The following is a 16,118-nucleotide window of genomic DNA, read 5'->3' on the forward strand; positions in this document are numbered from 1 at the left end:
CACATGTTCGGAGGAACGTCGTGATCAAACGTCATCCCGGAGTAGTGGATCTCAGCGAGGTCGAGCCCAACACCCGGCGCGGAGGCGATCTGCGCGCCATGCTCACCCCCGCCACGGTCGGCTCCACCAGCGGTTTCATGGGCGTGGCCATCGTGCAGCCCGGCGACCGCATCGCCGAGCACTACCACCCGTACTCCGAGGAGTTCATCTACGTGGTGTGCGGGCAGCTCGAGGTGGACCTGGACGGCGAGCCCCATGAACTGCGGCCCGAGCAGGGGCTTTTGATCCCCTCCCACATGCGCCACCGCTTCCGCAACGTGGGCAACGTGGAGGCCCGGATGGTCTTCCACCTCGGCCCGCTGGCCCCGAGCCCGCCGCTCGGGCACGTCGACACCGAGGACGCCGACGGCGTGCCGATCCCGGTGGAGACGGTCCACGCCGGCGGGGCGGCCGAGCCGAGCCGGTTGCGCTCATGAGAAGGCGCGTGGCGGTCACCGGCATAGGAATCGTCGCCCCGGGCGGCATCGGTGTCCCGGCGTTCTGGGATCTGCTGACCAGCGGTCGCACGGCGACCCGCGGCATCACGTTCTTCGACCCGTCCGGGCTGCGTTCCCAGATCGCCGCCGAGTGCGACTTCGACCCGGCGGCCCACGGCCTGGACGCGGAACAGATCGCCCGGAGCGACCGCTACCTCCAGTTCGCCCTGGTCGCCGGCGAGGAGGCGGTACGGGACTCCGGCCTCGACCTCGCCGCGGAGAACCCGTGGCGGGTCGGGGTCTCCCTGGGCACCGCGGTCGGCGGGACCACCCGCCTGGAGCACGACTACGTCCTGGTCAGCCATGGCGGGCAGCGCTGGGACGTGGATCCCCGGGAGGCGGGGCCGCATCTGCACCGGGCGTTCTCGCCCAGCACCCTCGCCTCGGCGGTGGCGGAGCGGTTCGAGGCCCGCGGGCCTGTGCAGACCGTCTCCACGGGCTGCACCTCGGGGCTCGACGCCGTCGGGTACGCCTTCCACACGATCGAGGAGGGCAGGGCCGACGTGTGCATCGCCGGCGCCTCGGACTCGCCGATCTCCCCGATCACCATGGCCTGCTTCGACGCGATCAAGGCCACTTCCCCGAGCAACGACGATCCCGCCCACGCGTCCCGCCCCTTCGACGCCCGGCGCAACGGGTTCGTCATGGGCGAGGGCGGCGCGGTGCTCATCCTGGAGGAGCTGGAGCACGCCCGGGCCAGGGGCGCGCACGTGTACTGCGAGATAGGCGGCTACGCCACGTTCGGCAACGCCTACCACATGACCGGTCTGACCGGTGAGGGCCTGGAGATGGCCCGGGCCATCGAGGACGCCCTCGGCCAGGCCCGGCTCGACGCCACGGCGATCGACTACGTCAACGCGCACGGGTCGGGCACCCTGCAGAACGACCGGCACGAGACGGCCGCGGTCAAGCGGGCGCTGGGCGCGCACGCCTACGACACGCCCATGAGCTCCATCAAGTCCATGGTGGGCCACTCCCTCGGTGCGATCGGGGCCATCGAGGTCGTCGCCTGCACGCTGGCCCTGGCCCACCAGGTGGTCCCGCCCACCGCGAACTACGAGACCCCGGACCCCGAGTGCGACCTGGACTACGTGCCGCGCGTCGCCCGCGAGCGCAGGCTGCGCAGCGTGCTCTCGGTGGGCAGCGGGTTCGGCGGCTTCCAGTCCGCGGTGATCATGACCCTGCCGAGGGAGAAGACCGAATGAGCGCACCGTATCCCCGGCGCGCGGCCGTCACCGGAATCGGCGTGGTCGCGCCCAACGGAATCAACACCGAGGCCTTCTGGAAGGCCACCATGGAGGGTGTCGCCGTCCTGGACCGGATCACCCGTGACGGCTGTGAGCACCTGCCGCTGCGGGTGGCCGGCCAGATCCGGGACTTCGATCCGCCGTCGGCGGTCGAGGAGCGCTACCTCGTCCAGACCGACCGGTTCACGCACTTCGCGATGGCCGCGGCCGACCTGGCACTGGACGACGCCGGGCTCGGCCGGTCCGACACCGACGCCGCGCCGTTCTCCGTGGGCGTGGTCACCGCCGCAGGTTCCGGCGGCGGCGAGTTCGGGCAGCGCGAGCTGCAGCAACTGTGGGGCAAGGGAAGCCGGTTCGTCGGGCCGTACCAGTCCATCGCCTGGTTCTACGCCGCGAGCACCGGCCAGATCTCCATCCGGCGCGGCCTCAAGGGCCCCTGCGGGGTGGTCGCCTCCGACGAGGCCGGCGGTCTGGACGCGCTGGCGCACGCGGCGCGGGCCGTGCGGCGCGGCACCGACGTGATGGTGGCCGGCGCGACCGAGGCGCCGCTGGCCCCCTACTCGATGGTCTGCCAGCTCGGTTACGAGGAGCTGAGCACAGTCGACGAACCGGACCGCGCCTACCGCCCCTTCACCACCGCGGCCTGCGGATTCGTGCCGGCCGAGGGCGGTGCCATGCTCGTCGTGGAGGCCGAGGGCTCGGCCCGGGACCGGGGCGTGCCGGTGCGGGCCACGCTGGCGGGACACGCGGCGACGTTCACCGGCGCCTCCCGCTGGAAGGAGTCCCGCCAGGGGCTGGCCCAGGCGATCCGGGGCGCCCTGGACGAGGCCGGGTGCGCACCGGAGGAGATCGACGTGGTCTTCGCGGACGCCCTCGGGGTTTCGGAGGCCGACCGCGCCGAAGCGCTGGCGATCGCGGACGCCCTCGGCCCGCACGGCACCAAGGTGCCCGTCACGGCGCCGAAGACCGCCGTCGGCCGGGCCTACGGCGCGGCGCCCGTGCTGGACGTGGCCGCCGCGGTGCTCGCGATGGAGCACGGCCTGATCCCGCCCACCCCCAATGTCTTCGACATCTGCCACGACCTCGACCTCGTCACCGTCCGCGCGCGAGCCGCCGAGGTGCGCACGGCGCTGGTCCTCAGCCGAGGACTCATGGGGTCGAACGCGGCGCTGGTGCTCCGGCGCGGTGCCGCCGACGCCTCGTAGGGAGGCTTCGTGACCACCCATCACGACACACGTTCACGACACAAGGAGAGGAACCCCATGAGTGACCGCATCACCGTGGAAGAGCTGGCCGAGCTCATGAAGAAGGCCGCCGGCATCACCGTCGCCCCCGACGAGCTCCGGCAGCGCAGCGACTCCGGCTTCGACACCTTCGGCCTCGACTCGCTCGGGCTGCTCGGCATCGTGGGCGAGCTGGAGAACCGGTACGGCACCCCGATGCCTCCCGACGCGGAGAAGAGCAAGAGCCCCCGGCAGTTCCTCGAACTCGTCAACAGTGCGCTTCTGGCAGGTGCCTGACATGACCGGACACACGCAGAACGAGATCACCATCGCGGCCCCGCTGGACCTGGTCTGGGACATGACCAACGACGTCGAGAGCTGGCCGGAGCTGTTCAGCGAGTACGCCTCCGCCGAGATCATGTCCCGGGAGGGGAACCGGACCACGTTCCGGCTGACCATGCACCCCGACGCGGACGGCAAGGTGTGGAGCTGGGTCTCGGAGCGGGAGCCGGACCGCGACACGCTCACCGTGCGGGCCCGCCGGGTCGAGACCGGGCCCTTCGCCTACATGAACATCGTGTGGCAGTACGAGAAGGTCCCCGAGGGCACCCGGATGGTGTGGACGCAGGACTTCGCGATGCGGCCGGACGCACCCGTCGACGACGCCTGGATGACGGACAACATCAACCGGAACTCCAAGGTCCAGATGGCGCTGATCCGGGACCGCATCGAGAAGGCCGCCGAAGAGCGCCGGCCCGTGCAGATGCTGTCCGACTGAGCGGGACGGAGGACATGACGATGCATCAGTCCCTGATCGTCGCCCGTATGGCCCCGGAGTCGGCCCTGGACATCGCCAAGGTGTTCGAGGAGTCGGACCGGGGAGAACTGCCGCACCTCGTGGGCGTCGCCCGGCGCAGCCTCTTCCAGTTCGACGACGTGTACCTGCACCTCATCGAGGCCGAGCGGGACCCCGGGCCCGCCATCGCGAAGGTGGCCGGACACCCCGAGTTCCGGGACATCAGCGAACGGCTGTCGGCGTACGTCAGCGCGTACGACCCGGCGACCTGGCGCTCACCGAAGGACGCGATGGCGCGGTGTTTCTACCGCTGGGAGCGGGACTCCGCCTCCTGAACCGCCGCGGACCTCCGCTCGCCGGGCACGCGCTGCTTCGCGTGCCCGGCGAGCGTCGGTCAGGCGGGGATCGTGCAGTCGAACGCGTGCAGGTAGGGGTTGACCGGCCGGACGTCGTCGATGACCAGGCCCGCCTCCGTCAGCCTGCGGGTCAGGCTCTCGGTGGTGTGCTTGGCCCCTCCGACGTTGAGGAGCAGCAGCAGGTCCATGGCGGTGCTGAACCGCATCGAGGGCGAGTCGTCGACGAGGTTCTCGATGGCCACGACCCGCGCTCCCGGCCCGCCCGCCGCGATGACGTTGCGCAGGGTGCGGGTCGTGCTGTCGTCGTCCCACTCCAGGATGTTCTTGATGATGTACACGTCCGCCTGGACTGGGACGGCCGTACGGCAGTCACCGGGCACCAGGCTCACCCGGCCCGCGAGCGCGCCGCCCGGACGCAGCCGGGGATCGGCGTTCTCCACCACGCGCGGCAGGTCGAGCAGGGTCCCGTGGAGCGAGGGGTACTTCTCCAGCAGGCTCGCCACCACATGCCCCTGACCGCCTCCGATGTCGGCGACGGACTTGCTCCCCGACAGATCGAGGAACTCCGCCACGTCCCGCGCGGACTGCACGCTGGAGGTCGTCATGGCGCGGTTGAAGACATCGGCCGATTCCGGGGCGTCCTCGTTGAGGTACTGGAAGAACTCCTTGCCGTAGAGGTCCTCCACGACGTTGCGCCCGGAGCGCACCGCCTCGTCCAGCATCGGCCACGCGGCCCAGGTCCACGGCTCGGTGCACCACAGTGCGATGGCGCGCAGGCTGTTCGGATCGTCCTCGCGCAGCAGCCGGGACATGTCGGTGTGCGCGAACGTCCCGTCCCGCTGTTCGGCGAAGATGCCGTAGCAGGACAGGGCGCGCAACAGCCGTCGCAGTGTCCTGGGTTCGGTCTTCACCGCGGCCGCGAGGTCCTCCACAGCCTGTGGACTGTCGTCGAGGGCGTCGGCGACGCCCAGCCGGGCGGCCGCGCGGAGGGCGGCCGCACAGGCCGCGCCGAACACGAGCTCTCTGAGCCGCATGGAGGGCGGCGGGGCGGGCTGAGCGGGCTGAGCGCTCCGCGCGGTCTGAGCGGTCGTCATGAGCCGCCTCTCTTCTTCGAGTTCGGGGGTGGCCACGGGCCGGTCAGCACAGTCCGGCGGGCTTGGAGGCCCGGCAGGAGTTGTGTTCGAAGGTGTTGTTCTTGCCGGTGTCCGTGTTGACGAGGTCCGCCGGGGCGTTGCCCTCCAGCGTGTTGTCGGTGATCCGGTTCCGTTCGCTGGTGGTGCCCACGAAGCTCTTGAACAGGACGATGCCGCCCGACAGCGGGGAGGTGCCGGTGTTGCCGATGACCCGGTTGTGCGTCACCAGGGTGTCCTCGGCGCCGGTCAGCACGATGCCGGAGCCCTGCAACGCGTCCAGCCGCGCGGTCTTCGGGCAGGACTTGTTGTTCTTCACGAGGGTGTTGTCGCGCACGGTCAGCGCGCCCGCCTTCGGCTTGTTCTCGTCGCCCACGACGAAGACGCCCGCGCAGTTGCCGGTGAGGTGGTTGTCCGCGACGGTGAGGTTCCGCAGGCGCCGGACGGTGATGCCGATCCGGTTGCCCTCCAGGCGGTTGCGCTCGACGACGGTTCCCCGGGTGTCCGTGGCCCCCGCCTCTTCCTTGATCGTGTTCGCGAGGAACAGGCCGGCGTCGCCGTTGTCCCGGGCGGTGTTCTTCCGGAACACCCCGTGCACCGAGCGCTCCTGGGCGATCCCCCACACGCCGTTCTTCACCGCGGTCACGTTCCGCACGGTCAGCCCGTCGGTCGCCATGGCGAACACCCCGGTACCGGTGAAGCCGGTCACGGTGAGGGAGGCGACGGTGACGCCCTCGACGTCGTGGTCCTTCGTCCCGATCACACAGATGCCGTTGCCGGCCTCGGCACACTTGCCGGCCTGCTTCGTGTCCGGCTCGATGACGGTGCTGCGGCCCATGCCGCTCAGGGTGATCCCGGGCGTGCTCACCATGACGCTCTCGCGATAGGTGCCGGGGGCCAGCAGGACGGTGTCACCCGGCTCGGCGGCGTCCACCGCCTGCTGGATCGACTGTCCGGGAAAGACCACGTGGGTCATCTGGTCGGCGGCGGCGACGGGCGGGGCGGCCCCGAACACCGCCCCGATGATCGCCGCGGTGCATGCCAGGCGGGAGATATGAAATCTCATCATATTCGGTACGGTATGGCCTGGAAGGTCCAAAATAGGCGGGATAGACCGTCCGGGGGCGTGTCACGGACGCGACCCGCCGGGTGCTACGGCCGCGTTGTGAGCCGGCCTTCGGCGGCGGCCTTCAGGTCGCGCAGCCACGCTTCCAGGCCCCCGCCCAGGGCCGCCGTCGCGGTGGGGACGTCCGCTTCGACCTGGGCGCCGGTCCAGGTCTCCTCGGTGTGGACACGCACGCCGCCCTCGACCTTTTTGAAGGTCCACAGGTGCACGCCCTCGTCGATCCGCAGCCCCTCCCCGACCGCGGGTCCGCTCCACAGGACGCAGTCGTGGCGCCGCAGTTCCCGGACCGTGGAGGTGATGCCGAGGGTGGTGGCGGGCGCGGGGGTCGTCCACCGGAACCGCGACCCCTTTCTCAGCCGGCCGGGGTCGAGACGCTCGGCCGTGAGAACCGGCGGCTGCCAGGACGGCCAGCGCTCGACGTCGGTCTGGAGTTTCCACACGGTGCTCAACGGCGCCTTGATCACGACGTCGGACGCGTAGCGGATGCGGGCGTCGGCGTCGACGCCGTGTCCGCCGCACCGGGACGGCTCCGCGTGGTGGGCCGCCTGCGCGACCGGGACGGTGCCGGCCAGGACGCCGGCGACGGCGAGCGAGACCGCGAGCACGCGGGGCCTCAGGATGGTGGACATGGTGTTCCTCTCGGTTGTCGAGGGTCGGTTCGGGCCTGCGCCTGCTCGCTAGGGGTTCAGGACGACCTTTCCGGCGACGGTGCCGGACTCGGCCAGCCGCAGGGCGTCGGCGACGCGGGCGAGCGGCAGTTGGGCGGCGATCTGGGCGGTGACCTCGCCGCGCTGGAGGGCGGCGAAGACCTGGGTGAGGTCGGTGCGCAGGCGGGCCCGGAAGCGGTTCTTCGCCAGGGCGCGCCCGGCCCACACGTTGAAGAAGTAGGCGCGGCGGCGGTTGGGCAGCGCGTTCCACAGCCACACCCGGCCCAGGAGCTTCAGCACGGGCCACTGCTTGGAGCCCTCGGCGTCACGGGTGGCGGCGCTGCCGTACGAGACGAGCGTGCCGCCGGGGGCGAGGAGCCGCCAGGAGTCGACGACACCCTGGCCGCCGACGTGGTCGAAGACGGCGTGGACGCCCTCGCTCGGGGCGAGTTCGCGGATCCGTGCGGCCAGGTCGTCGGCGCGGTAGTCGACGGGGACGACTCCCCTCTCGCGCAGGGCGTCGTGGTGGCGCGGGGACGCCGTACCGATCACATGGGCGCCCGCGGCCCGGGCGAGCTGGACCAGGACCGAGCCGACGCCGCCGTTGGCGCCGTACACGACGACGGTCTGCCCGGCGCGCACGCGGGCCTTGCGGTGCAGCATCTGCCAGGCGGTGATGCCGTTGACGACGAGGGTCTCGGCCTCCGCCGCGCCGATCCCGTCGGGCACCGGCACCACGTCCGCGGCGTCGACGAGCACGTGGCTGGCCCAGCCGCCGGTCTTGACCAGGGCGGCGACGCGGGTGCCGGCCAGGTGCGGATCGACGCCCTCGCCGGTCGCCAGCACCGTGCCGACGAGGTCGTAACCGGGGACGAAGGGGAACGGCGGCTGGTCGTAGTAGCGGCCGCGCCGCATCTGCTGCTCGGCGAAGGAGACGCCGGTCGCCTCCATCCGGATCACGACCTGGCCCGGGCCCGCGGTGGGAACGGCTCCGTGCCGGAGCTGCAGCCCTTCGGGCTCGACCTTGCCCGGCAGGACGACCTCGACGAGTCCTTCGGTGTTCATGACGACCTCCACAGACGCTTTGGTTACTCGGCTTCGTGTTCGTTAGAAGTTATAACCGCACCGAAGCGGAAGTGTCAATAACTACAGTGATAGCCTCTAACCATGGTGAACCCGGAAGCCAAGACCCCCCGCGAGCGCTACCGCGCCCAGGTGCGTACGGAGATCAAGGACCGCGCGTGGGAGCAGATCGCCACCGCGGGCGCGTCCGCGCTCTCCCTCAACGCCATCGCCAAGCAACTGGGCATGAGCGGACCCGCGCTGTACCGGTACTACGCCGGCCGCGACGAGCTGATCACCGAACTCGTCAGGGACGCGTACCTGAGCCTCGCCGGCACCTTCCGCGCGGCCTCTTCCCGGCCCGGCGCCGACGTGACCACGCTGGCGGACGCGCTGCGGACCTGGGCCCTGGAGGACCCGCAGCGCTACTTCCTCATCTACGGCACGCCCGTCCCCGGCTATCACGCGCCCGACGACATCACCGCGATCGCGTCCGAGATCATGGCGACGCTCCTGGACGCCTTCGCCGAGCTGTCGCCGAGCGGCCCGGCGACACCGTTCGACGCCCACCTCGAAGAACACCGGGACTGGGCGGGCGGCCACTCCGCCCCGGCCGCGACCCTGCGCCGGGCACTGACTTTCTGGACCCGGCTGCACGGCGCCCTGTCCCTGGAACTCGCCGGCCACTTCACCGGAATGGGATTCGACCCCGCGCGGTTCTACGCCGCCGAACTGGACGAGCTGACCGGCCTCGGCCAGATGTGACCTTCGTCGTGTCGGGCGTACCGGCCACGCTCGCCGGTGACGGCGGTACACCTCACATAGTCGGAGGTCACAGGGTCGCGGACGAAGTACACAGGCGGAAGACTGCGTGCACGCCGAGCAATATCTGTGCCCGCGACGGGAGAAATAAGTCCGGTGCCTGGTGAGTATTCCCCGAACGCCGACCAAGGTCAGGATTATCCGCCGCACAGGCCTGATCGCACCGTGCTACTGTCGATCTCAGTTGCAGGTGTGGTTGCCAGAAGGTTATTTCCGACGGGCGAATCAGCACGGCGACACGGAATTCACACACGGTGAATTCTGAAACCGCCTCCGAAGGAGATATGACATGGCTACTGGCACCGTGAAGTGGTTCAACGCGGAAAAGGGCTTCGGCTTCATCGAGCAGGACGGCGGCGGCGCCGACGTCTTCGCCCACTACTCCAACATCGCCGCCCAGGGCTTCCGTGAGCTGCTGGAAGGCCAGAAGGTGTCGTTCGACATCGCGCAGGGCCAGAAGGGCCCGACGGCCGAGAACATCGTTCCCGCCTGACACCCGCTCTGCCGCGCATATTTCGCAGCTGGGGCCCGCACCTTGCGGTGCGGGCCCCAGCTCGCGTCTTTTCAGGGCGCATCACACATCGCCTTCGGCTCGTTCTCGCGATTCTCTGCGCCGCTCATCGGCTGCGGGACTTCCTTGATACGTGCCGCATCAAGGAAGGTTTCGCATGAATCGCACACGCTCAAATCCCCCCCGTGGCCGCTCCGGCGGTCCGCACCGTGGTTCCAGGACCTACGGAAACCGGCAGACCGTACAGGGTGAGTTCGCACCGCCCAGGACGCTCACGCCCGCGCTGCCCGCGGTCGAGGCATTCGCCGATCTCGCCATGCCCGGACAGCTGTTGGCCACGCTGGGCCATGAAGGCGTGACCGCGCCGTTCCCGATCCAGGCGGCGACCCTGCCGAACTCCCTGGCCGGCCGTGACGTACTCGGCCGTGGCCGCACCGGCTCGGGCAAGACACTCGCCTTCGGCCTCGCCGCACTGGCCCGTACGGCCGGACGCCGTGCCGAGCCGCGGCAGCCGCTCGCCCTCGTCCTCGTCCCCACCCGTGAGCTCGCCCAGCAGGTCACCGACGCGCTCACGCCCTACGCCCGCTCCGTGAACCTGCGCATGGCCACCGTCGTCGGCGGTATGTCCATCGGCAGGCAGGCCGGTGCGCTGCGCGCCGGGGCCGAGGTGGTCGTCGCGACGCCCGGGCGGCTCAAGGACCTCATCGACCGGGGCGACTGCCGGCTGAGCGAGGTGGCCATCACGGTCCTCGACGAGGCCGACCAGATGGCCGACATGGGCTTCATGCCGCAGGTCACCGCCCTGCTCGACCAGGTGCGTCCGGGCGGGCAGCGGATGCTCTTCTCCGCCACCCTGGACCGCAACGTCGACCGGCTGGTGCGCACTTACCTGCACGACCCCGTCGTCCACTCGGTCGATCCGTCCGCCGGCGCGGTCACCACGATGGAGCACCACGTCCTCCATGTGCACGACGCGGACAAGCACCGGACGACCACCGAGATCGCGGCGCGCGACGGCCGCGTGATCATGTTCCTCGACACCAAGCACGCGGTGGACCGGCTGACGAAGCACCTGCTGAGCAGCGGTGTCCGCGCCGCGGCCCTGCACGGCGGCAAGTCCCAGCCGCAGCGCACGCGGACCCTGGCCCAGTTCAAGAGCGGGCATGTGACGGTGCTGGTGGCGACCAACGTGGCGGCCCGCGGGATCCACGTCGACAACCTCGACCTGGTCGTCAACGTCGATCCGCCCACCGACCACAAGGACTACCTGCACCGCGGCGGCCGTACGGCCCGCGCCGGCGAGTCCGGCAGCGTCGTCACCCTGGTGACCCCGAACCAGCGTCGCGACATGAGCCGGCTGATGGCCTCGGCGGGCATCACCCCCCGGATCGCCCAGGTGCGTTCGGGCGAGGCGGAGCTGAGCCGCATCACCGGGGCCCAGGCCCCTTCCGGTGTCCCGGTCGTCATCACCGCGCCGCAGGCGGAACGCCCCCGCGGCACGTCCTCCTCGTCCCCGTCCCGGGGCCGCCGGGGACGCCGGGGCCAGTCGGGCCAGGGCCGCCCCGCGGGCGAGGCGGCACGCCGCAGCGCGCCGCGGCGGACCGGCTTCGGCTCCGCCGCCTAGGGCGGCTGTGCCGGGCGGCTCCACGAAACCCATCCCCTTCCAGCAGGAGGCACCCATGACGCCGATCCAGACGCAGCACGTGGTCCTCGACCGGGAGGGGTCCGGACCCCGGGTCTGTGACGACATGACGGTCGAGGTGGCCCTGTCCCTCATGGCCGGCGCCCGTGTCGACCACCTCGTCCTCTGCGACGGGGACGAGCAGCGCACGGGCCTGGTCACCCGGGCCGGGCTCGCCGTCCTGCGGGACAGCGCCGCCTACACGGACCGGCTCCGGCTGCGGGACGTCCTCCGGCTCGCCGGCTGACCGGTCTCACCCGGATCCACCACCACAAGCCCGATGGGGCCCTGCCGACGCGCGTCGGCAGGGCCCCATCGTCGTACGCACCCGTCGAAACATGTCTGCTTCGCGCGAGCGCCAAAATCTCCTCTTGCCAGAGTAGACATTGGCTTCTGACACGGTTACTGTTTTTCCCGTAGACATGGTCAAGCGAGACCCGGCAGAGACGAACTGGCGGGTGGCAGTACCGCAGTACCCGTTCACACAAGTAGCTGGTTCAGAGCAAGGACGGAGGAGCAGACGCCATCAGGATCGCCCGGCCCGACGTGTTCGGCCCGGGTACCGCAAGACCCCGGATTGGATGGTGGTCCCCGGTCACGCAGCCGCGATCCCCGCACCCCTCCCGTCACCGGGCCGGGTAGCGGAAACAGAAGGTCGGCAGAGCACGAGAGCCGACAGATGGTGTTGAATTCCCTTCGGGGCCCTGGTGCCGTACGGCATCGGGGCCCCTCGACGCGTTGCACAACGAGGTGACATGGCAGCAGATATTCCACTCGGCGATCGCTTGGACGACGACGACTACCCCGCGTACACCATGGGCCGGGCAGCAGAGATGCTCGGCACCACCCCCGGCTTCCTGCGAGCCATCGGCGAAGCCCGACTGATCACACCCCTGCGCTCGGAAGGCGGACACCGCCGCTACTCCCGCTACCAACTGCGCATCGCCGCCCGCGCCCGCGAACTCGTCGACCGGGGAACCCCCATCGAAGCCGCCTGCCGCATCGTCATCCTCGAAGACCAACTCGAGGAAGCACAACGCATCAACGCCGAATACCGCCACGCCGCGAACACAGCAACCGGCACCACCGGCACCACCTGACCATCCGACCCAGACCGCGGGGCTGGACAACCGGGGGCTCAAGGATGCGCTCGCCGGGGTGCCCGGGGCGTCACCAGCTGACGGCGTCGTCCATCGACTGCTGCCAGTACGTGACCTTGAGCGAGTCGTCGACGTAGAGGCCCTTCGCCGGCAGCGACGGGTGGGCGGCCGTGCCGACGCTCCCGTTGCCGGAACGGCCCTGGAAGTAGACGGTCAGGGACTTCGCGGTGTAGCCGTTCGCGCCGCTGCCGTCGGCGGCGGCCAGGTTCACGGAGGCGTAGCCGGACTCGCCCGGCGCGAGCGTGACGACCGCCTGGGGCTGCGAGGCCTCGATGACCGGGGGCACGGACTGGGCCTCGCCGAAGCGGACGGCCGGGTAGCCGTACAGGTTGCAGCTCTTGCTGCCGGTGTTGGTCACCGTGAGCAGCATGTGGTTCACCGGACGGGTCAGCGGGGCCGCGACCGTCCTGGTGGTGGAGCCCTCGCAGGTGACCGGCTTGGCGGAGGAGGCCGGCGCCTTGGAGGCGGGGGTGCGCGTGGCGGCCGTCGCAGCGCCGCCCGCTGATCCGGTACCGGAGGAGCCCGCGGCGGCCGAGGCGCCGGTGGTGGCCGACGAGTCCGTGGTGGCCGAGGGTGCCGGGGTGGCCGTGGCCGGGGAAGAGGCCGCGGAGGGGCTCGTGCCGGCCGCGCGGCCCTCGTCCTCGGTGCCTGCCCCGTCGTTGCACGCGGTCAGCGAGAGCGCGGCGAGAACGGTGGCCGTGGCGGCCACGACGAGGCGGGTGCGGGAGGTGCTGGACATGTCGATGTGCCCCTTCGGAGTTCGGGTGGCGGTGGTGATTGGATGACCGAAGCTTGTGAGGTGATCCGTCCCGATCGCCACGTTCAGCGGGCAGTTGGGGACACTGGAACGCCGAAACGGGCTCTGACCAGGGAGAACGAAGTGACCCTGGAATGCGCCAACGGGACGCGGGGGGTTGAGGGGAACGGGTGTCGGAGACAACGGGGACCGAGCGGAACGAGGCGTTCGCGCAGCTGCTGCGGGAACTCAAGGACCGGTCGGGGCTGAGTTACGGGACGCTGGCCAAGCGTCTGCACATGAGTACGTCGACCCTTCACCGCTACTGCAACGGCACCGCTGTGCCGGTCGAGTACGCCCCGGTGGAGCGCCTCGCACGGGTCTGCCGGGCCACACCGAAGGAGCTGGTGGAGCTGCACCGGCGCTGGATCCTGGCGGACGCGGAACGGGGGCGCAGGCCCGACCAGGCCGCGGCGAAGGGTCCGTCTCAGCAGGCCGCTCCGGACGAGGACGGCGCCGAGACCGAGACCGAGAGGGGAACCGAGACCGAGACCGGTGACGGTGAGCCCGTCGTCATCGACACCGCCGCCGAGGCCGCGCCGCCCCGGCGTCCGTCCCGGTTCCGTCGTCGCAGTACCGCGTTGATCGCCTCCGTCGCGGTGGTCGCGGCCCTGGGTGCCGCGTACGCCCTGCGCCCGACGGCCGTCCGGGCGGGGGACTCCACGGTGCCGACGTCCACCGGCACCCTGGACGTCGGCACCGCCACGCGGCCGTCCGCCACCCCGTCCACGAGCAGAAGCGGACACGAGCCGTCCGCCTCGGCCACCGCCTCTCCGTCCAGAACAGCCGGTGCCGAGGGCCTCGGGTCGGGTACCTCGAAGGGCGGGGGCGCCCAGAGCGCGGGCAGCAGCAGCGCCACCGACGCCGTCCCGCTCACCGTCGGCGTCCGCCCCTATGTCTACGACGACCCGTGCAGCCAGCACTTCCTCGTCGACAGCGATCCCGAGCAGGTCGGCCCGCCGGCGTCCGAGCAGGACGCGCCGCGCTGGGCCGCCGCGTACGGGGCGGTCTCCTCGGGCGAGCAGCGGGTCGCGCTCACCGTCCAGGGCACCGGTGAGGAGACCGTCGTCCTGAACGCCCTGCACGTCCGCTTCCTCACCAAGGACGCGCCGCCGGCCTGGAACGACTACTCGATGGGCGTCGGCTGCGGAGGTGGTGTCGGCTCCAAGTCGTTCGACATCGACCTGGACAACGGCAGCCCCACGGTCACCGTGAAGAACGGCCAGCGCGACTTCCCGTACAAGGTGAGCGAGTCCGACCCGGAGGTCTTCTACATCAGCGCCCACACCACGGCGCACGACGTCCGCTGGGACCTCAGCCTCGACTGGTCCAGCGGCGACCGCAGCGGCACCGTCCGCATCGACAACGACGGCAGCCCGTTCCGCACCAGCGCCGACGTGGGCCGCCCCGGCTACGACTACCCGCTGGGCGGCGGCGAGTGGATCGAGCGGACGGGCGGCTGATCCGGGCGCCCGCCGCGGTTCACAGCAGTTCGGGTTGCGGTCGCGGCGCTCGCACCGGCGCGGGCGCCGGTTCCCACCGGGCGACGGTCCGCGTGTAGCCGTAGATCACCGAGACCATCGCCAGCAGCAGAAGGGGCCCGGCCAGCCAGGGGTACTCGGCCATCGGCACCGGCAGAAAGCGGTACGACAGCAGGAGCGCGACGAAGACTGTCGCGCCGTACGCGGTCAGCCGGAGCCCGGACCGGTCCCAGCCGCGGTCGAACGAGCGCAGCCCCGCCTCGATGGTGAGGGTGAACACCACACCGGCGACGAGGTCCACGCCGTAGTGGTAGCCGAAGCCCAGCGTGGCGCAGAGGGTGGCGATCAGCCAGAAGGTGCCCGCGTACCGCAGGAGTCTGGGGCCCTTGCGGGAGTGGATGAAGATCGCGGTGGCCCACGCCGTGTGCAGGCTGGGCATGCAGTTGCGGGGGGTGACCTCGTCGAACGGTATGGAGTGGGGGGCGGATATCGGCGGCGGGGTCTGCGGCCACAGGTTCGCCACCGCCCAGTGCCCGTCGCTGGGTATCTGCGGCGACCACAGGGCGATCGATGCCCAGTGGTCGGTCCCGGTGCCGTAGGCGAAGACCGGTCCGACCACCGGGAAGATCATGTAGATGGCCGGTCCGAGGAGGCCGATCATCAGGAAGGTGCGCACCAGGTGGTGGCGCGGGAAGCGGCGATCGGCCGCCACGTTCCGCAACTGGTACAGCGCGACGACCACCGCGGCCACCGCCAGCTGGCCGTAGATGGTGTCGAGGAAGTTGAAGCCGATCGCTCCGGTGGCCGTGACGATCCGGCCCATGATCCACGAGGGGTTGCCCAGGGCGTGGTCGGCGTTCGCCAGGTAGGGGTCGAGGACCAGGTGCCGGCTCTTCGCGGTGATCAGGAGCCAGGTGTCACCGGTCTTGCGGCCGGCCACGAGCAGCAGACCCAGCCCGACGCCCTTCAGCAGCAGGACCCGTTCCGGGCCGGTGCGGCGGGTGAGGGCGATGACCGCGCACCCCAGGATCACCCACAGCGCGCCGTTGCCGAAGGGGTGGCCGTGGGTCACCTTGATGTCGCACACCCAGCGGGCCACCGCGATGGCTACGTCGATCCCGACCGCGGCACCGAGCGAGAGGAACCGCTGCCGCCAGGTGAGCACCACCATCATCAGTGCCAGGCCGGCGTAGAGCAGGGGGCCCGACTTGGGCGGGAACACGAACTCTCGCACCTGGGTGGTCAGCGGTCCCGGCAGGCCGTAGTGGTGCGCGGTGAGCTCGAGCGCGACGAAGAAGCCGAGGGCCACGACGGCCGCCACGGCCGCCACGGCCCAGAGTCTCGCCCGCGGATGAGTCTGCGGTGGCATGTGTATCAATTTCAGCCGATTTCACTAGATGCTCGTCAGAGAACCGCCCGCCCGACTGAGGAAGAGGGAAGGATCGCGGTCCGGGTTCCTGTGTCCCCCTGAGAAGCCCGGCTCACCGAAGATGCAGGGTATGACATGGCGGTGGTATTCGAACACCGCGCGGCGGCGGTCCGAT

18 protein-coding genes are annotated in these 16,118 nt (G+C 70.8%); 12 read left to right on the forward strand and 6 right to left on the reverse strand.

Going from position 1 to position 16,118, the window contains the following annotated elements; genetic code table 11:
- The first annotated feature begins 20 nt into the window (after positions 1-20).
- Genes ABZT02_RS21480 through ABZT02_RS21505 form a run of 6 tightly spaced genes read left to right on the forward strand, consistent with a single transcriptional unit; the run spans position 21 to position 4,137 of the window.
- Positions 21-476 (forward strand): cupin domain-containing protein, encoded by a 456-nt coding sequence (locus ABZT02_RS21480; RefSeq protein WP_356019560.1) that lies wholly within the window; start codon positions 21-23, stop codon positions 474-476.
- Complete coding sequence (locus tag ABZT02_RS21485) at positions 473-1,741, forward strand: beta-ketoacyl-[acyl-carrier-protein] synthase family protein (RefSeq protein ID WP_356019561.1); 1,269 nt, start codon at positions 473-475, stop codon at positions 1,739-1,741. The genes ABZT02_RS21480 and ABZT02_RS21485 overlap by 4 nt, the downstream gene beginning before the upstream one ends.
- Positions 1,738-2,988 (forward strand): ketosynthase chain-length factor, encoded by a 1,251-nt coding sequence (locus ABZT02_RS21490; protein ID WP_356019562.1) that lies wholly within the window; start codon positions 1,738-1,740, stop codon positions 2,986-2,988. Before ABZT02_RS21485 ends, ABZT02_RS21490 begins: the two co-directional genes overlap by 4 nt.
- A gap of 57 nt (positions 2,989-3,045) precedes the next feature.
- Positions 3,046-3,303, forward strand: coding sequence for an acyl carrier protein (locus ABZT02_RS21495; protein WP_356019563.1), 258 nt, complete (start codon positions 3,046-3,048; stop codon positions 3,301-3,303).
- A 1-nt stretch (position 3,304) separates the two neighbouring features.
- Positions 3,305-3,784 carry an SRPBCC family protein gene (locus ABZT02_RS21500; RefSeq protein WP_356019564.1) on the forward strand — a complete coding sequence of 160 codons (480 nt, stop codon included), beginning with the start codon at positions 3,305-3,307 and terminating at the stop codon, positions 3,782-3,784.
- 20 nt (positions 3,785-3,804) lie between these two features.
- Positions 3,805-4,137, forward strand: coding sequence for a TcmI family type II polyketide cyclase (locus ABZT02_RS21505; protein ID WP_356019658.1), 333 nt, complete (start codon positions 3,805-3,807; stop codon positions 4,135-4,137).
- Positions 4,138-4,196: 59 nt separating this feature from the next.
- Here ABZT02_RS21505 and ABZT02_RS21510 read toward each other — a convergent pair whose 3' ends face one another.
- The 4 genes from ABZT02_RS21510 to ABZT02_RS21525 form a co-directional block, all read right to left on the reverse strand.
- Positions 4,197-5,252: a methyltransferase gene (locus ABZT02_RS21510; RefSeq protein ID WP_356019565.1), complete on the reverse strand. Its 1,056-nt coding sequence runs from the start codon at positions 5,250-5,252 to the stop codon at positions 4,197-4,199.
- A 43-nt stretch (positions 5,253-5,295) separates the two neighbouring features.
- Positions 5,296-6,357 (reverse strand): right-handed parallel beta-helix repeat-containing protein, encoded by a 1,062-nt coding sequence (locus ABZT02_RS21515; protein ID WP_356019566.1) that lies wholly within the window; start codon positions 6,355-6,357, stop codon positions 5,296-5,298.
- Between the two features lie 83 nt (positions 6,358-6,440).
- Positions 6,441-7,043 carry an SRPBCC family protein gene (locus tag ABZT02_RS21520; RefSeq protein ID WP_356019567.1) on the reverse strand — a complete coding sequence of 201 codons (603 nt, stop codon included), beginning with the start codon at positions 7,041-7,043 and terminating at the stop codon, positions 6,441-6,443.
- A gap of 48 nt (positions 7,044-7,091) precedes the next feature.
- Positions 7,092-8,126, reverse strand: coding sequence for a medium chain dehydrogenase/reductase family protein (locus ABZT02_RS21525; RefSeq protein WP_356019568.1), 1,035 nt, complete (start codon positions 8,124-8,126; stop codon positions 7,092-7,094).
- A 102-nt stretch (positions 8,127-8,228) separates the two neighbouring features.
- Here ABZT02_RS21525 and ABZT02_RS21530 point away from each other — a divergent pair, with 102 nt between their 5' ends.
- The 5 genes from ABZT02_RS21530 (at position 8,229) to ABZT02_RS21550 (ending at position 12,237) form a co-directional block, all read left to right on the forward strand.
- Positions 8,229-8,888, forward strand: a complete 660-nt coding sequence (locus ABZT02_RS21530; protein ID WP_356019569.1) for a TetR/AcrR family transcriptional regulator — start codon at positions 8,229-8,231, stop codon at positions 8,886-8,888.
- 346 nt (positions 8,889-9,234) lie between these two features.
- A complete protein-coding gene (locus ABZT02_RS21535; RefSeq protein WP_004986771.1) occupies positions 9,235-9,438 on the forward strand; it encodes a cold-shock protein in 204 nt (67 codons plus the stop codon).
- Between the two features lie 175 nt (positions 9,439-9,613).
- Positions 9,614-11,080, forward strand: a complete 1,467-nt coding sequence (locus tag ABZT02_RS21540; protein ID WP_356019570.1) for a DEAD/DEAH box helicase — start codon at positions 9,614-9,616, stop codon at positions 11,078-11,080.
- 55 nt (positions 11,081-11,135) lie between these two features.
- Positions 11,136-11,384 carry a CBS domain-containing protein gene (locus tag ABZT02_RS21545; RefSeq protein WP_356019571.1) on the forward strand — a complete coding sequence of 83 codons (249 nt, stop codon included), beginning with the start codon at positions 11,136-11,138 and terminating at the stop codon, positions 11,382-11,384.
- 508 nt (positions 11,385-11,892) lie between these two features.
- Positions 11,893-12,237, forward strand: coding sequence for a MerR family transcriptional regulator (locus tag ABZT02_RS21550; protein WP_356019572.1), 345 nt, complete (start codon positions 11,893-11,895; stop codon positions 12,235-12,237).
- 70 nt (positions 12,238-12,307) lie between these two features.
- On the opposite strand, the gene ABZT02_RS21555 is transcribed toward ABZT02_RS21550, so the two are convergent.
- Positions 12,308-13,036 (reverse strand): DUF4232 domain-containing protein, encoded by a 729-nt coding sequence (locus ABZT02_RS21555; RefSeq protein WP_356019573.1) that lies wholly within the window; start codon positions 13,034-13,036, stop codon positions 12,308-12,310.
- 188 nt (positions 13,037-13,224) lie between these two features.
- Between ABZT02_RS21555 and ABZT02_RS21560 the strand changes: the two genes are divergently transcribed.
- Entirely contained in the window at positions 13,225-14,556 is a 1,332-nt protein-coding gene (locus tag ABZT02_RS21560) for a helix-turn-helix transcriptional regulator (RefSeq protein WP_356019574.1), read from the forward strand.
- Between the two features lie 19 nt (positions 14,557-14,575).
- On the opposite strand, the gene ABZT02_RS21565 is transcribed toward ABZT02_RS21560, so the two are convergent.
- Positions 14,576-15,943: a phosphatase PAP2 family protein gene (locus ABZT02_RS21565; RefSeq protein ID WP_356019575.1), complete on the reverse strand. Its 1,368-nt coding sequence runs from the start codon at positions 15,941-15,943 to the stop codon at positions 14,576-14,578.
- Positions 15,944-16,118 lie beyond the last annotated feature (175 nt).

Origin of the sequence: Streptomyces sp. NPDC005402 (assembly GCF_040606575.1) — a bacterium.
GTDB lineage: Bacteria > Actinomycetota > Actinomycetes > Streptomycetales > Streptomycetaceae > Streptomyces.

Coding starts and splice junctions, on each gene's coding strand:
- ABZT02_RS21530 (WP_356019569.1), top strand. CDS start 8,229: ATGGTGAACCCGGAAGCCAAGACCCCCCGCGAGCGCTACCGCGCCCAG.
- ABZT02_RS21490 (WP_356019562.1), top strand. CDS start 1,738: ATGAGCGCACCGTATCCCCGGCGCGCGGCCGTCACCGGAATCGGCGTG.
- ABZT02_RS21500 (WP_356019564.1), top strand. CDS start 3,305: ATGACCGGACACACGCAGAACGAGATCACCATCGCGGCCCCGCTGGAC.
- ABZT02_RS21495 (WP_356019563.1), top strand. CDS start 3,046: ATGAGTGACCGCATCACCGTGGAAGAGCTGGCCGAGCTCATGAAGAAG.
- ABZT02_RS21485 (WP_356019561.1), top strand. CDS start 473: ATGAGAAGGCGCGTGGCGGTCACCGGCATAGGAATCGTCGCCCCGGGC.
- ABZT02_RS21510 (WP_356019565.1), bottom strand. CDS start 5,252: ATGACGACCGCTCAGACCGCGCGGAGCGCTCAGCCCGCTCAGCCCGCC.
- ABZT02_RS21525 (WP_356019568.1), bottom strand. CDS start 8,126: ATGAACACCGAAGGACTCGTCGAGGTCGTCCTGCCGGGCAAGGTCGAG.
- ABZT02_RS21520 (WP_356019567.1), bottom strand. CDS start 7,043: ATGTCCACCATCCTGAGGCCCCGCGTGCTCGCGGTCTCGCTCGCCGTC.
- ABZT02_RS21545 (WP_356019571.1), top strand. CDS start 11,136: ATGACGCCGATCCAGACGCAGCACGTGGTCCTCGACCGGGAGGGGTCC.
- ABZT02_RS21505 (WP_356019658.1), top strand. CDS start 3,805: ATGCATCAGTCCCTGATCGTCGCCCGTATGGCCCCGGAGTCGGCCCTG.
- ABZT02_RS21540 (WP_356019570.1), top strand. CDS start 9,614: ATGAATCGCACACGCTCAAATCCCCCCCGTGGCCGCTCCGGCGGTCCG.
- ABZT02_RS21515 (WP_356019566.1), bottom strand. CDS start 6,357: ATGATGAGATTTCATATCTCCCGCCTGGCATGCACCGCGGCGATCATC.
- ABZT02_RS21550 (WP_356019572.1), top strand. CDS start 11,893: ATGGCAGCAGATATTCCACTCGGCGATCGCTTGGACGACGACGACTAC.
- ABZT02_RS21565 (WP_356019575.1), bottom strand. CDS start 15,943: ATGCCACCGCAGACTCATCCGCGGGCGAGACTCTGGGCCGTGGCGGCC.
- ABZT02_RS21535 (WP_004986771.1), top strand. CDS start 9,235: ATGGCTACTGGCACCGTGAAGTGGTTCAACGCGGAAAAGGGCTTCGGC.
- ABZT02_RS21555 (WP_356019573.1), bottom strand. CDS start 13,036: ATGTCCAGCACCTCCCGCACCCGCCTCGTCGTGGCCGCCACGGCCACC.